This is a genomic window from Geitlerinema calcuttense NRMC-F 0142, assembly GCF_030285425.1.
The window spans coordinates 1-14,749 of sequence record NZ_JASVEJ010000030.1 but is presented as its reverse complement, the minus strand read 5'-3'; the positions used below and the strand labels follow the sequence as shown (position 1 = coordinate 14,749).

The window sequence follows — 14,749 nt, the reverse complement described above, 5'->3', positions numbered from 1 at the left end:
CTATTTGTATCTAAACTTCAGATAAAAGATGCCCAAATTTAGAACTAAAGTAATGCTATTAGCAAGCATCACCGCAACATCTTTTCGGAAGTAACCATAGACCAACCAAAGAAACACGCCCGTACAAAATGTAATCAGCATTAGCGAAGAAACATCTTTGGCTGATTTAGAGCGATAGGTCTTTAACATCTGCGGGAGAAACGCAAGCGTGGTTAGCGCCCCCGCAGTCAATCCTAAAATAGTAATGCCAGCATCCATGTAAGTCCCCAATATTGAAAGCCCTTTTCAGGTTAACGCCTAAAGCTCACCTATCAGCATTAACTGCAAATTCAGTATCTTGCAAGATGCAATCCAACTCATCGGCTAGGCTATCCATTGCAGTTAAGAGCGAACCCGTAGCAGAGGGCGCGATCGCTTCCAATACAGCCCGAACGCGATCGCCCAAATTTTCCGGATAGCGATCGCAGCTTTGCTCTATCCACGCGACCAATCGTTTTTCCCCAGGATGCGGTACCCCATTGACCGCAAATAGAATATCAAAATAGCTGGCTAAAAATGCGGCGACGCGATGATTCACGCTAACCCAATCTTGACGCGCGATCGCTAACTCCAACTGATGGCGGTAGGAAGAAATCGTTTGGCGCAAAATCGGATAATTCAGAGCGATAACCGTCCGCTGGAGAGCCGCCGGATAGGGTTGTCTCGCTTTTTGCTGCAACTGCTCGAACCAGCCTGTCCGATCGTATAAAACCTGAGAATTCAAAACATTAGCCCAAAAACAAGTTGAATACCCCACTGACGCTTGATGATGAACCAACACCCGCTCTAATTGCGCTTCTATCCACTCTGGGCGGCGATACATCAGATCGACCCCGCAATTGGCCTCTAGCGCTAGCCATTCATCGCCCGTTTCCCAAAATTGGTTATTAATTTCGCAGTGCTGGGCAAATCGGGCAGCGAGTACAGAACGGACTTCAACTGGAATTTCCGCCATTTGATAGATGTAAATATCTAAATCTGAGCGAAAATCCGATTGGGTGGTGGTTTGAGAACCTGCTAAGGCGATCGCCAGCACTTGCGGGAGACTCGCAAATTCAGCACAGATTCCCTCTACAACAGCCCGCTGAGTCGATGATAAAGACAAAGCAGAAATGAGCGCGATCGCACTTTTATCCATTGGGTTCCCAGCCATAAAAATTTAGCGTAGCCAACTTTGGTAGTTTCCGCAATAAATCTAAAATCTTTATTAACTTTGAGCCTCAAATTCAGATTCTTTTATATACAATAAACTGACTTAAGATCGCGCTTTGCATTCAAAATTCTAGGCAATTGGGTTAATTAACGATTTTACTTCGATTGAGCAATCAATATCGAGATTTCTCAATAAATTCACTCGCCAATTTTGGAATTCAGTCGTTAAACTGGCTGTATGTGCGTGACGCATTCTAGGAAAAACTATGATTCAAGCACCAGCAAAACCGGGCGATACCGTTAAAGTTCACTACACTGGACGCTTAACCGATGGAACGGTTTTTGATAGTTCTGTTCAGCGCGATCCCTTGGAGTTTACCCTGGGTCAAGGTCAAATTATCCCTGGCTTTGAGCAAGCTGTTGTAGGCATGGCACCGGGAGATTCCAAAACAGAAGAAATTCCAATGGAAAAAGCCTATGGCCCCTATCGCCAAGATATGGTGTTACAGGTCAATCGCCAACAGATTCCCGCAGAAATTGCCCCTCAAGTCGGCCAACAACTGCAAATTCGCCAACCCACCGGACAATTAGTTCCGGTCATGGTAACTGAAGTCGATGACGGACAAGTGACTTTGGATGCCAATCATCCTTTAGCCGGTCAAACTCTAGTTTTTGATATTCAATTGGTGGAAATTGCTTAACTTTTTAATTTAACCCAACCCAAGTTAATAGCAAGGAATTGGGAGAGTTATTAATGCTCTCCCGATCTTTTTTGAGGTGGAAAACATAGTAATTCAAGCGCAAGTTGAGATGATTTCCCTAACAAGATTGCGACACAGCCCGCCTGCTACAGCCTTTCTCAGATCTGTGAAGCACATTTTCGTTCAAAGTCCTCCTTATTAAGGCTACCGTGCATACATAAGTTTTCTAGTATTGTTCTACAAGGTTTTGATCCCCCCTAGCCCCCCTTAGTAAGGGGGGAACCGGAATCAAAGTCCCCCTTAATAAGGGGGATTTAGGGGGATCTCAATTAGACTTAGGGTTCTTACACTAGATGTGTATACACGGTAGCTTTTGAGGGAAATTTAGGGGGATCTCATCCAATCAAAAAGCGCTATATCTGAGCCAGCCAGCCTGAAGTAACAGGTATTTACAGAAAATTCATGAAATTACGGAGCTAATTACGAAGTTTTTATAAAAACTTCACAAATGAACTGGAGAAACTACTGAGTTCATTTGAAACAGCTAAAAGTTAAGCTAAACAATAAACACTTATCGTCACTCGCTCCAGCCAGGTTAATTCAGGGAAATAGGAAAACAAATGGATTTTTGGGAGCGCTACCTCAACGCAACACCTGACAGCGAAGCCAAGAAGGGCGATCGCGATACGCTGGTTCCTGAAACCGCAGAAAGCCCTAACCATTCCGACCAAACCTTCACCCAATCAGCCGACGTGCAAATGCTGGCAGACCAACTTTTACAAAGCGGTCTTCAACACCAGCAAACTGGAACCTGGGATTTAGCCATTTCCGACTGGGAAAAGGCCCTAATCTTCTATCAACAAATCCAGCAAATTTCCGGACAAATTCAAGTCCTCGCCCTCTTAAGTAATGCCTATTATGCCAAGGGCGACTATCAAAAAACCATAGAATTCCAGCAAATCCGAATTCAACTGGCTGCTGAAATTGGCGATCGCACCCTCTTAGGACAAGCCTACGGCAACTTAGGCAACGCTTACCGCCACTTAGAAAACTCCCAAAAAGCCCTAGAATATCAGCAACTCAGTTTAGCGATCGCCCAAGAACTCAACAACCCCCGTTTAGAAGTCGCAGCCCTCAACAACCTAGGACTGGTTCACAAAGCCTTGGGCAACTATTTACAAGCCATTGAATGCCAGAAACAAAGCCTTAAAATCATCCGCGAACTTAAAGATGATTTAGTAGAAGCCCAAATTTTAAGAAACATTGGTAACGCCTACCATGCCTTAAGCGACTTTCTTAAAACCATTGAATATTACGAAGAACTCTTAGCCTGCGCCCGCAAACTTAAAGATCGGCGACTCGAAGGTCAAATTTTAAGAAATCTCGGCAATACCTGCCACGCCATCGGTAACTATCCCAAAGCGATCGCCTATTACCAACAGCGAGCCAGCGTTGCTCAACAACTGCAAGACCTGCGGGGAGAAGAACAAGCCCTCGGCAGTTTAGGCGTAGTTTATGACGCTTTAGGTGAATATTCAGTCGCCGCCCAATATTACGAACAGCGCTTAAAAATTGCTCAAAAACTGCAAGACACCCGCCTGATGGGACAAATCCTTAGCAGCTTAATTGTCACCTGCAACGCTTTAGGCGACTTCGCTAAAGTCGCCGACTATCAACACCAAAGAAACGCCCTATTATTGGGCAACGTAAGCGCTTGAAGCCACCCCTAACGGCAGCGTGAACCAAACCGTCGAACCTTCCCCTAATTGGGTATTAATCCCAATTTGACCGCCGTGCGCCCGAATAATTTTCCGACATAAATATAACCCTAAACGAATTCCCATCAACCGTTTGGGCAGCGCCACCTCATCCAAAACATACAAATCAAACAAGCGATCGCGCAAATCTGGGGCAATTCCCATCCCATTATCTTGCACAAAATAGCGCACCCACTCAGCCGTTCCCTGACAGCCAGAACACTCTTCAATCACCGCCGCCCCCACCGTCAATTCCAACCCTGGGGGATTATGACGAATCGCATTGTGAATTAAATGTTCAAACACCCGGCGCAACTGTTCGCGATCGCCCATAAAATACGGCAACTCTTCCGGCATTTCTAAGCGCATTTGCGTTTGATTTTGAGCAAAAAGCCCCTCAAGCTCTTCTACAATTCCCTCAACAAAAGCCCGTCCTTGAATCGGTTTGGGATAGAGGCGTACCCCCTGTACTTCCAACTCCGTCGCCTCTAGCAGCGAATTTAACTTCACCAATTGCCGATTTCCCGCCTCAATCATCCGTTCCAATAAACAGCGCGGTACCGCAATCGGATCGCCCTCCTTTTGCAACTGCGACTGCAACAAAATCGCATTGCCCATCAACGTCGTCCGCAGATCGTGAGAGACGGCATCTAGAAACACATTTTTAATCTGATTCGAGCAAGCTAACTCCTGCATTTTCTGCTGCAATTGCGCCGTTTTCTGGGCCACTTGGCGCTCTAAACTGGCTTGATTATCCTGCAAGCATTGATAGAGTTGAGCTTGTTGAATCGCGATCGCCACTTGAGTGGCTAGCCGCTGCAAAAAATCCACCTCACAGGGTCGCCATTGCCGCACGCGATCGCACTGATGCGCCACCAACAACCCAAAAAATTCCGGCTTGGCTTGCATCTCGCCGCACCCCGTCGCCTCCCAAACCCCCGACTTTAATAAAAACGGTTCGCTTAACCAAATGGGTACCCCTAAAACCGCTTTGACCTGAAAATCTTGTAAATACTTAGCCCGCGCCGCCGATTGAATTTGAATTTGTGTCGTATCGGCGATCGCCTGCACGCAATTACGCTCAAACAAGCCTCTAATCTCGTTATAATAATCAGTCGCCTCAAACGTTAACCCCAGACACGATTGATACTGGGGTGCAACCGACTCCGCAACAATCTTTCCCTTCGCCCCCATATAACTAATCAGCACGCGATCGGCCTGCAAAAACGCCCGCACCTCGCGCACCGTCGTCTCTAAAATTTGATGGAGATCTAGCGATTGACGAATGCGTAACGCCATTTCTCCCAACAAGCGATCGCCCTCCGCTGATGCCCGTAACTGCGCCTCGTAGTGCTTGCGTTCCGTAATATCTTGAACCGTTCCCGTAATCCCATTTGCGCCCACTTCTACCTGTTCGGTGACAATCCGTTCCTCACCCGTAGGTAAAATAATCCGATAGTCCAAAGCCGCGCCCGACTGTCCGCGTCGCGCCCATTCAAACAGTTGGCGAACGCGATCGCGATCGTCTGGATGCACCGCATTTAAATACGCCGACTCCGTAGGGACAAAAATTTTGGGAGAAAACCCCAATATCCGATACATCTCATCCGACCAGCACCACCGCCGCGTCTGGTCATCAAACTCGCGGTAGCCAATCTTCGCGATCCGTTGAGCATTTGCTAAACTTGCCTCCTGACGCCGCAGTAACTTCTCAACCTCTTGGCGTTCCGTCACCGCCGCCGCCAAAACCAGCGTCGTCACCGTCAGCACCCCCATAAACGCCTGCAAAAATAGCACCGACTCTGTAGAGGTTTCGCCCCCGACAAACGGTCCGCGTCCTTGGGAAGCCCCAAAAATGGCAATACAGGAAACCAAACTACTACTCAGCACTGCCCCTAACTGACCGTAGCGCAGCACCGCCCAGATCGTAAACGGAAAGGGCAAATACTCCAGGGGATAGCGCACAAACGCCGCCTCAGTCTGGGCGCAAAACACAAAGGCACTCACCCCACACAGCAACGTTAACCCTAGCAGTAACTCCCACACCGAATGAGGAAGCACCCGACCTTGAACAGACCGTCGTGCGGGACTCAACTGCTCTTGCCATAAGGTATAACCGACCAGTAACATCGGCGTCACCACGAGAATGCCCATTGTATCGCCCACCCATAGCGTCCACCCATCGCGACCCCATTCCCCCGGTAAAGAACCGACCGCCAGTCGCAGGATCGCGCGTAATAGCGCCCCACATAGAGAACTACTCATCGCCCCTAGCACGATCAGGCTAAATACATCTTGCAGGCGACGAAACTTGAGGTGAAAGCCAACGCAACGCAACAGCAGTACCCCCGCAACGGCAGCAAAGGTACTGGCGATCGCCGATTCTAGGGCGGCTTCCCAGGAAGAACCCAGAGAATGGGCAACCCACAAGGCCCCAAGGGCAACGCCAAACCAATAGCGCCAGCCAAAGATCAACAAGCTGCCTAACGCTACCCCCGCCGAGGGCCACAAGGGAGACGGTTCCAGCGCCCAACCCAAGGGCGCAATTCTGCAAATCGCCCAATGTGCGGTGACAAAATAGGCTAGGGCGATCGCGACCGGAATAGTCCAAGCCGATCCGCCTGTTTGCCTGGGCGCTCCTCTTAACAACCCTAGGGACATAGCAGACCCAACAACATTAGCATGGCGATCGCAACTTGAGTTGACTTCACAAATCCCACCTCCAGGCGTAGTTGGCAATCCGATGAGGCTCTAGTAAAAGCTTGAATGAACGACGTTGCAATTGACTTCACCCACCCGGATGAGCCATTAGGAGAGACTATTGTCGCCCAACTTTCGCTAGAAATTAAGAGAAAAACCAGGGTTTCTCCTGAGTCTTCCTGTTCTATTAATAACTCGCCATCATCATGCTGCTAAACAGTCTAAAGCGAGTATCTAGCCACCCCACTTGGTCGATGGCACGGGCAACCAGACCAGGAGGTTTAGCCATTAACGTGTCTAACTCAAGCAATCGGGCAAAGTCAATGTTTACTCGACCTTGGCGTTCCGTCACCCCATCCGCTTGGTAAAATCGGACGCCCGCAAGCTGCATCACGTTAATCAATTCCTGGGCTAAAATCCCATAGCCAATCGTTGTCGGATGCACGCCATCGAGGGAGAACAAACCGCCACGGATGCGCCCAGTTTCATTGGAGAGAAAAAACCGAGAATCGGGCACCGGAGAAAGCGCTTGCAACGCAGCCGGTAACTCGTATTGACCGCCCACTTCTTCCCACCATTCAGGTCTGGCGGTCGGATCTTCCAAGTAGCGGCGCGAAGCTAACCGATCTAACAGTCCAGCCGTTTCAAATAAGTACCAGTCCTGACCCTCCAGACGGGCTTGACGTACGGCGGCGGTAATTGAGTCATTGTACTGGTCAATCGCACTATCAATGGCGCGGGCTTGGGGGCCTGTGAGGTGGGGATGGCGGTTGGGATTGAAATCGCGATCGCTAATCCACGGTAAAGTGTAGTAGGGAAAATAGCGAGACCCGTCTCTCACCTTCGTTGCCACTCCCCTGGCAAACGGCGCGATGGTGACGTGGGGAACCGTTCCCCAAATGACATGGCGGGCGCGAATTTTGCGAACTTCAGCCACCAATTGGTCTAATTCAACTTGAAAGTGGATCGGACGCCAAACCGTATAGCGGTCATTCACCGCCATATCGTCATACCCTTCATCCGTCCAGTTCACCCGAAACGTCAGAATACTACCTAACGCATTATTCGCCCCAATTAAAACAATTAAGGTTTCAATTCCGTCCCCCTGGTTCGGCGTTTCTTGGGTTCCTTCCGCCCCCAAAGCCGCCGCCGCTTGCACGGGGGAGAGGGCATTTTCTGCCGCATCGCGAGCCGAATTCAGCACGCGCAGGGCCGCCCGTTCATTATGATGTTCTACAATTTGCCGCAGCAGGTTATCTCTAGGGGGGTTCTGGTCGAGAATCGCTTGGCAAATCTCAGCATTGCGCGATAGGGTGTTGCGTAAGTCCCAACCATACACAGCGAGATTGTGATTAATCCCTTCCGTTGCGGGCAAGTGCGTGCCCTCGCCGCGTTCCCAGTAATCTTCAATCTGGTCGAGATAGTTTCGCAAAAAAGCCAGTAAAGGCGGATACTCATACCAGTTAATCGTATCGCCAAATTGCGCTTCGAGCGATCGCGCCAAGTTCTCTAAATTGAGCGGTAATCCATCCCCAGGGCCGCCATAGGTGGGAAACCGCAACGCCTCAAACCACCCCAACTCCCTCGCAATTAACGCCGGATAAGACAACTGAGTCTTACAAATCGCGCCGCTTTGAAAACCATGCGTCAGCGAGTCTCCCAAACTCACCAGGCGATGGCGCGGCGTCCCGGTGCGATTGACGCTGACCGGAATCCCCAAAGTTGGGTCGCTTGCGGGTTTGCGGGCCTCTGTCTGCACGTTAACATCTTGAGGCGTCTTTGCATCCAACATATCCGCCGTCAGGGATTTACGCATAACCGTCCTCAACAAAACAAGGGCTAATCGATCTCAGCTTACCGGAAACCCCGTACCAACCGGGACTCGGTATCTCTGTTCTTAAAGAGTTCTCCCAAATTCTACGCAGAGGAACGCTATCCTGAAGGAAAAGATGAAAAAATAAAACAATAGATATTAACGTTTGAAGTTTTGCCGATCGGTCAAACTAGGTTAACGAATGCTAAATACATCAGAAATCTCTTTAACAGTGGTAATTGTGCTGGCCGCCCTAGCCATCTTGGGTTGGGGGTTTTGGCGGGCTAGACCTTTTGGCAAATTAGGGATTCTCGCCTGGTTGCAATCGGTCGTGTTAATGACGCCTTGGCTGTTATTTTTTGGCTTATTCTCGCTGGGTATCTATATAAACTTGGCGGGTATCCTATTTTTGCTTTTAGCTTCAGCCGGTTTATATATCTATTTAGGCAGACAGTTACGCGCCGCCGGACAAGATGCCGCCTTGCGAGAACGGATTGCGGCGAAACTGCAAGAAATGGAAGCCGAGAATTCAACACCAGCCGCACCAGTGCCAGACAAGCCGAACCCCACTGCAACGCCCGAAGCCGTCAGCGCCATGCCGGCTGAAGATATTAAAGCGATTCAGGGAATTTTTGGCATCGATACCTTTTTTGCCACCGAAACCATCCCCTATCAAGATGGGGCAATCTTTAAAGGCAACTTGCGCGGCGAACCTGAAGCCGTCCATGCTAGCTTATCGGCAAGTATGCAACAACGCGTTGGCGATCGCTATCGGCTCTTTTTACTCAACAGCCCAGAAGAAAGACCCACCGTCGTTGTCCTCCCCAGCCACAACGAACCCCAACCGATGACGGTTCCCCAAAGGGTTCTCGCCTTAGTGCTGGCGTTAGCCACCATTGCCACCAGCCTAGAAACCGGAGGGTTATTGCTGCGCTTCGATATCTTCAACGAACCCACCCGCTATCCAGAAGCGCTTCCCGTCGCCGTCGGCATTTGGGCCATCTTAATAGCCCACGAACTCGGTCATTTTCTCTGGGCAAAACGCCATAATATCCGCCTAAGTTGGCCGTTCTTCCTACCCACCTGGCAAATTGGCTCCTTTGGCGCTTTAACGCGCTTTGAATCCCTCTTACCCAACCGTCAGGTCTTATTTGACATTTCCCTCGCCGGGCCGGCTGCGGGCGGTATTCTGTCCCTCGCCATGCTCTTACTGGGTTTGCTTCTCTCCCATCCCGGCAGCTACTTTCAAGTCCCCTCGCAGTTTTTCCAAGGTTCCATCCTCGTCGGCACCCTAGCCAAAGTCGTGTTAGGGGATGCCGTTCAGCAACCCCTCGTTGATGTCCATCCCTTAACCATTATCGGCTGGTTAGGATTAGTGATTACCGCCTTAAACCTGATGCCTGCCGGACAACTCGATGGCGGACGTATCGTCCAAGCCATCTACGGACGCAAAATCGCCGGACGCACCACCGTAGCGACGATTATTGTATTGGCGATCGCATCTTTAGCCAATCCCTTAGCCCTATACTGGGCCATCCTCATTTTGTTCTTGCAGCGGGACTTAGAAAGACCGAGCCTGAACGAACTGACCGAACCCGATGACGCCAGAGCCGCGTTAGGATTGTTAGCCTTATTCTTAATGGTGGTGACACTCATCCCCCTGACTCCCAGCGTTGCAGGACGCCTAGGCATTGGTTAGGGCGAACCAACCTACTTAGCACCTACCCCTATGACCCTCTACTTATTATTTGAGACCAGCGCGCTGATGGAGACCTCAGCGCGAGAATGGCAGGAATATCAAACTCTGGGGAGTGCTTACCTGCCCCAAGTGGTTTATGATGAAATCAAATTTTTAAGCGATCGCGCCTCCGATCCGCGCCAAGAACAAACTGCCAGAGCCTTTATCCGCTTCCAAGTCCAAAATAACTGGCAAATTACCCCCGCCAGCGCCCCCCACCCAGCCCTCGCCCCACCTCAAGGTCAAGGCCTCAGTAAAAAAGCCCGCCTCGAACTGATTACCGCCCAATCTGCCTACGGCTTTTCCCAAATTCACCCAGACCGTTTAGTGGTGTTCGTCTCCAATACCCAACCGCTTTTACTTCGCGTTCAAGCCATCAAAGCCGCCAACCTATGCGGCATGACCACCGCCCAACTCCTACAATGGAGTCGCACCAAACAGACACCCCCCTTCATTACCCAACGCCTGAACCTGCTTAACTCCACCGGGATACCGACGCATTCTAACGGTCATTCCGGCGGTTTCCCCAGAGGCGCTGCCCCCCCTCCTCAAGCAACCCGAACTCCCCCGCCACACCCCGCCAGAACCCCTCAAGTTCAACCGACTCGGACGATTCCCCGCCAATCGGCAGGACTCAGCACCCCTCCCCCTAGGCCCCCTAGCGCCAGTCGGATGGGGCGGAACCTCTCTCGCTCAGTGACGCAAGTCATCGGTACAATACTGGTATTAGGCGCGATCGCGATCGCAGGTGGCTTGTTTTGGCGAACCATCCAACCCCAAAGCTTTAACCAATTTTGGAATCGACAAATTCAACCCCTCCTTAACCCCTCCCCCAGTCGCTAGTCCTACTGATATCCCGCCGCTTGCAAAGAAAATAAATGAGCATAGCGCCCATTTGCGGCTAAAAGTTCTTTGTGGGTTCCTTGTTCAATAATTTTTCCACCCGCTAAAACAATAATCGTATCCGCATTCTCACCGTAGAAAAGCGATGGGAAATCAAAACCACAATTTGATTTTTCGTAATTTTCTGGAAATGCTCAAACACCTGCACCTCTGCTTCGGCATCCATCGCCGCCGTCGGTTCATCTAAAACTAAAATATCGGCTTGCTGGCGCATAAATGCCCGCGAAAGGGCAATCTTCTGCCATTGACCTCCCGATAATTCTGTCCCCCCTCTAAACCAACGTCCGAGTTGAGTCAAAAACCCATTGGGCATTAACTCAATAAACGGTTTAGCCATCCCCTTTTGGGCCGCAATCTCCCAGCGTTCGGCATCCGATATCTTCTCGACATCGCCAACGCCCACATTTTCACCCACGGTAAATTGATAGCGCACAAAGTCTTGAAAAATCACGCTGATGCGGCGGTGCAAAACGTTTAAATCCCACACTTGTAAATCCAAACCATCCAGGAGAATTCGCCCTTGGGTGGGGGTATAGAGACGCGTCAGTAACTTAATTAAAGTCGTCTTCCCAGAGCCATTTTCACCCACAATCGCTAGCTTTTCACCCGGTTTGAGATGTAGGGAAATATCCTGTAAGGCGGGTTTTGTACTCCCTGGATAGGTAAACGAGACATTTTCAAACCGCACCCCATCTTGAAAGACTATCCCCTGCGTCGCCTCTCCGCCAGACTGGGGAATGGGTTGATTGAGGAATTCATAAAGATTAGACAGATACAGATTATCTTCATACATTCCCCCAATATTGCTCAAAGCGGCTGAAAAAGTCGATTGACCTTGACGAAACACCATCAGGTATAACGTCATATCTCCTAATGTCAGTTGTCCGGCGATCGCCTCCAGCACAATCCAGGCATACACTAGATAAAAGGCGATCGTACTCAATACGCCTAAAACCGTTGCCCACACGCCCCGACGAATGGTTAAATTACGATCTTCGTCATACAGTCGATGGAAGATATCGCGATAGCGCTTCAGTAACAGCGAACCCAGTTGATAGAGTTTCACCTCTTTGGCATAATCTTCCCGCGCAATCAGCGTTTCTAAGTAAGTCTGTTCTCGCGTTTCCGGGGAACGCCAGCGAAATAAACGAAAAGCTTCTCCAGCAAATCGGGTTTCTGCAACAAAAGCTGGAATCGCCGTTAGGATTAAAATCAGCACCGCCCACAGGGAAAATTGCAATAGCAACCCCCCATAAGCAATCAGAGACAGCGCATCCTGAGCTAGTTTAAAAGTACGACTCACTAGGGAAAGAGGACGACTAGAGGCTTCCCGACGGGCGCGGCTCATGGAATCATAAAATTCAGAATCCTCAAAGTGAGTTAAATCTAGGGTTAGCGCTTTCTCCAAAATTAAGACATTGACTTTGTAACCGAGTAAGACGCGCAGTAAAGATTGACAAATAGCAAGGCTGCGTTGAGTCCCCAGTTGCAGCACGATCGCCAATCCTTCCAAACCCACGTAAAATAACGCTAAATTGCGATCGCTCTCGCTTGCTGTCTGAGCAGCTAACACAACCGCATCAACAATCAACTTGCCAACGTAAGCGATCGCCGCCGGTAATAAACCCGCCCCTAATGTTAAAATCCCAAAAACCACAGTCAACAGGCGACTTGTTGACCACACCAGGCGCACCGCCTTCCCGCTGTACTGAAAGACAGAAAACGTTTCTTGCAAGCGTCGCCAATTCTGTTGAGAGAGATGAAATCGAATCACTTATGAGTGCGTCCTTGTATCCAGTGTGGAGAATCAACGTCCTCAGTCCGCAATCCAACCTTAGAATATTCCCGTACCCTTTCAAATCGGGATAGCTATGAGTACCACCGTATCGGATATTACGGTTGAAACGATGGATGGCAAACAGAAGCAACTGAGCGAGTATGCCGGTAACGTGCTTTTAATTGTGAACGTGGCTTCTTTTTGCGGCTATACACCTCAATACTCAGGTTTAGAGAACCTGAACCAAAAGTACCGCGATGCAGGATTGCGAGTTTTAGGATTCCCCTGTAACGATTTTGGCGCACAAGAGCCGGGAACGAACGATGAAATTGCTCAGTTCTGCGAAACGAGCTATGGCGTAACCTTTGAAATGTTCGATAAAGTTCATGCCAAAGGCAGCCAACAGCATCCCCTCTACGCTAAACTGACCCAAGCGGTGGAACCGTCGGGCGATGTGGCGTGGAACTTTGAGAAGTTTTTGGTTAACCGCCAGGGAGAAGTGGTTGCACGCTTCAAAAGCGCAGTGAAGCCAGACTCGCCAGAATTAATATCCGCCATTGAACAAGCGCTGGCACAGTAAAAAGAGAGTCGCTGAAAAAAGGTGGAGATTTAGATAAAACCTCCACCCCTTCGCTTTAAGCATTGGTATTGAAGAGATTCTCACCGATCGATGTGAGAAACTGGTGAGTAGCCGATCGAGGGATTCTAGTTACTCCGATTTCGCAAACCTGCCAGTTGCGTTTCTACATCTCTCAGATAAGCAGAGTCATTTCGCATAGAAGCGGGAAGGCGATTTTGTTCGATAGCTTGCTCAACTAGGTCTGTAGCGTCAATTCGTTTGGCATTATATGCTGCAATCAGTCCGCCATAACCGGGAATGCCTGCTTCGCTGAAGTAGCCTTGATACGCGAGGTAAACGAGGTTAAAGGGTCGTATTGAGGTGACAGTGGTGGGAGGCGTGCTTATCGCTTTAGTTGATTCTGCACGAACAGGGAGGTGAGGGATGCTAGAGAAAAAGAAAACAGAGAAACCAGCCAGTAGAAAGCGTTTCATAGGAGCAACTCCTTACTTGGGGATGAGCATCAGTCGCTTGTCTTGGTTGCTGTCTTCCAGAATCCAAAATTTCTCTGAATTTTCTCTGATGAATGCCTGAGTAAGATTTAATAAAAAGATGAGAAATTCTCAGGATGCGATCGCGCCCAGTTGGCGATCGCGATCGTTGCACCCCTAAAAAAAAACCAGAGCTGGGTGGCTCTGGGTATCTGCGGTTATCCAATAGGTGTGTAAGGAGTTATCAGACTACTTTTGATAATGCCTTGCTTAATTGTCAGTTGCATGACACTTATATGGCAATAGTGCGATCGCTGCGAACGACTTTCTCTGGGTCATCAGAAGCTCTTCAGTATACCAGCAGCCTCAAAAACTAGTAAAAACTCGGAAGCAATCCTCTAGAAACTTTAAAGTTTCGTTGATTTTCATCCCCTTAGAGGGAATTCCTAGACATAATAGAGACATAACACCGTGAAATTGCTGAATCGGCAGTAGAAATACGGAAATTAGTGTTTTCCCTTTAATTTTAGATATCGATCTCGCTTGAGCTTGGTGCAAACGTCAGTTGCTTGGATAAGCAAAGACCATACATTGCTTTAGGAGACACATTATGGAAAATCTCGCGCTCCTGCATTCCTATATTGCCCACGAAGATCCGAACCCTGCACCCCAACTGCGATCGCACTACGGATTTTCCCTGAAAATCTGTAACTCAGCTTGGATTGGGGTTGCTAGCGCGATCGTTGCCCTATCAATTCTCAGTATTTCCTCGCAAGCGCTTGCCTACGTACGTTACGGTAGCAGCGGTGCCACTGTCACCACCATTCAATCCACCCTACGCAACCTAGGGTATGGCGTCGGCGTTGACGGCGTTTTTGGCCCGCAAACCGAAAATGCAGTGATTGCCTTTCAACGTTCTCGCGGTCTTCTCGCCGATCGCCAATATCCCCTTGCACAAACCGAAATTGCGATCGCATCTCCAACTCTGCTAAATTGGCACGATTGCCCGCATAGGTGAGTGCATCTAACACGACCACCTTATCTTCCGGATAGCGATCGCACCAATAATGGACGAAATTAGAGCCAATAAACCCGGCCCCTCCAGTGACTAAAATGCGT

At 49.5% G+C, this 14,749-nt stretch carries 11 protein-coding genes and 2 pseudogenes; 6 read left to right on the top strand and 7 right to left on the bottom strand.

Annotation, left to right across the window (positions count from 1 at the left end):
- Positions 1 to 258, bottom strand: coding sequence for a SemiSWEET family sugar transporter (locus tag QQ055_RS07920; RefSeq protein WP_069969021.1), 258 nt, complete (start codon positions 256 to 258; stop codon positions 1 to 3).
- A gap of 46 nt (positions 259 to 304) precedes the next feature.
- On the bottom strand, positions 305 to 1,192 hold the full coding sequence (locus QQ055_RS07915) for a DUF4037 domain-containing protein (protein ID WP_284474832.1): 888 nt from the start codon (positions 1,190 to 1,192) through the stop codon (positions 305 to 307).
- 265 nt (positions 1,193 to 1,457) lie between these two features.
- On the opposite strand from QQ055_RS07915, the gene QQ055_RS07910 reads away from it, so the two are divergent.
- Both QQ055_RS07910 and QQ055_RS07905 read left to right on the top strand, forming a co-directional pair.
- Complete coding sequence (locus QQ055_RS07910) at positions 1,458 to 1,892, top strand: FKBP-type peptidyl-prolyl cis-trans isomerase (protein WP_069966538.1); 435 nt, start codon at positions 1,458 to 1,460, stop codon at positions 1,890 to 1,892.
- A gap of 620 nt (positions 1,893 to 2,512) precedes the next feature.
- Complete coding sequence (locus tag QQ055_RS07905) at positions 2,513 to 3,610, top strand: tetratricopeptide repeat protein (RefSeq protein WP_284474831.1); 1,098 nt, start codon at positions 2,513 to 2,515, stop codon at positions 3,608 to 3,610.
- Here QQ055_RS07905 and QQ055_RS07900 read toward each other — a convergent pair.
- Positions 3,587 to 6,388 (bottom strand): sensor histidine kinase, encoded by a 2,802-nt coding sequence (locus QQ055_RS07900; protein WP_284474830.1) that lies wholly within the window; start codon positions 6,386 to 6,388, stop codon positions 3,587 to 3,589. The two genes, QQ055_RS07905 and QQ055_RS07900, sit on opposite strands and share 24 nt — an antisense overlap.
- 148 nt (positions 6,389 to 6,536) lie before the next feature.
- On the bottom strand, positions 6,537 to 8,165 hold the full coding sequence (locus QQ055_RS07895; protein WP_284474829.1) for a hypothetical protein: 1,629 nt from the start codon (positions 8,163 to 8,165) through the stop codon (positions 6,537 to 6,539).
- 199 nt (positions 8,166 to 8,364) lie between these two features.
- Between QQ055_RS07895 and QQ055_RS07890 the strand changes: the two genes are divergently transcribed.
- Together QQ055_RS07890 and QQ055_RS07885 are read left to right on the top strand one after the other, a co-directional pair.
- Positions 8,365 to 9,861, top strand: a complete 1,497-nt coding sequence (locus QQ055_RS07890; RefSeq protein ID WP_284474828.1) for a site-2 protease family protein — start codon at positions 8,365 to 8,367, stop codon at positions 9,859 to 9,861.
- A 30-nt stretch (positions 9,862 to 9,891) separates the two neighbouring features.
- Positions 9,892 to 10,743, top strand: coding sequence for a hypothetical protein (locus QQ055_RS07885; RefSeq protein WP_284474827.1), 852 nt, complete (start codon positions 9,892 to 9,894; stop codon positions 10,741 to 10,743).
- A gap of 2 nt (positions 10,744 to 10,745) precedes the next feature.
- Here the strand turns inward: QQ055_RS07885 and QQ055_RS07880 are convergent.
- Positions 10,746 to 12,577: pseudogene (locus QQ055_RS07880) on the bottom strand (ABC transporter ATP-binding protein).
- Between the two features lie 97 nt (positions 12,578 to 12,674).
- On the opposite strand from QQ055_RS07880, the gene QQ055_RS07875 reads away from it, so the two are divergent.
- Positions 12,675 to 13,160 (top strand): glutathione peroxidase, encoded by a 486-nt coding sequence (locus tag QQ055_RS07875; RefSeq protein ID WP_069966533.1) that lies wholly within the window; start codon positions 12,675 to 12,677, stop codon positions 13,158 to 13,160.
- A 125-nt stretch (positions 13,161 to 13,285) separates the two neighbouring features.
- Here QQ055_RS07875 and QQ055_RS07870 read toward each other — a convergent pair whose 3' ends face one another.
- Complete coding sequence (locus tag QQ055_RS07870) at positions 13,286 to 13,633, bottom strand: hypothetical protein (protein WP_069966532.1); 348 nt, start codon at positions 13,631 to 13,633, stop codon at positions 13,286 to 13,288.
- A gap of 607 nt (positions 13,634 to 14,240) precedes the next feature.
- Between QQ055_RS07870 and QQ055_RS07865 the strand changes: the two genes are divergently transcribed.
- On the top strand, positions 14,241 to 14,648 hold the full coding sequence (locus tag QQ055_RS07865; RefSeq protein WP_286004524.1) for a peptidoglycan-binding domain-containing protein: 408 nt from the start codon (positions 14,241 to 14,243) through the stop codon (positions 14,646 to 14,648).
- Here the strand turns inward: QQ055_RS07865 and QQ055_RS07860 are convergent.
- Positions 14,563 to 14,749, bottom strand: a pseudogene (locus tag QQ055_RS07860) (NAD-dependent epimerase/dehydratase family protein); the annotation flags it as partial. The gene QQ055_RS07865 and the pseudogene QQ055_RS07860 overlap by 86 nt on opposite strands.

Excerpts from the sequence above, each read along its gene's own strand:
- QQ055_RS07915 (WP_284474832.1), bottom strand. The coding sequence starts at position 1,192 with ATGGCTGGGAACCCAATGGATAAAAGTGCGATCGCGCTCATTTCTGCT.
- QQ055_RS07890 (WP_284474828.1), top strand. The coding sequence starts at position 8,365 with ATGCTAAATACATCAGAAATCTCTTTAACAGTGGTAATTGTGCTGGCC.
- QQ055_RS07885 (WP_284474827.1), top strand. The coding sequence starts at position 9,892 with ATGACCCTCTACTTATTATTTGAGACCAGCGCGCTGATGGAGACCTCA.
- QQ055_RS07910 (WP_069966538.1), top strand. The coding sequence starts at position 1,458 with ATGATTCAAGCACCAGCAAAACCGGGCGATACCGTTAAAGTTCACTAC.
- QQ055_RS07895 (WP_284474829.1), bottom strand. The coding sequence starts at position 8,165 with ATGCGTAAATCCCTGACGGCGGATATGTTGGATGCAAAGACGCCTCAA.
- QQ055_RS07865 (WP_286004524.1), top strand. The coding sequence starts at position 14,241 with ATGGAAAATCTCGCGCTCCTGCATTCCTATATTGCCCACGAAGATCCG.
- QQ055_RS07870 (WP_069966532.1), bottom strand. The coding sequence starts at position 13,633 with ATGAAACGCTTTCTACTGGCTGGTTTCTCTGTTTTCTTTTTCTCTAGC.
- QQ055_RS07875 (WP_069966533.1), top strand. The coding sequence starts at position 12,675 with ATGAGTACCACCGTATCGGATATTACGGTTGAAACGATGGATGGCAAA.
- QQ055_RS07920 (WP_069969021.1), bottom strand. The coding sequence starts at position 258 with ATGGATGCTGGCATTACTATTTTAGGATTGACTGCGGGGGCGCTAACC.
- QQ055_RS07905 (WP_284474831.1), top strand. The coding sequence starts at position 2,513 with ATGGATTTTTGGGAGCGCTACCTCAACGCAACACCTGACAGCGAAGCC.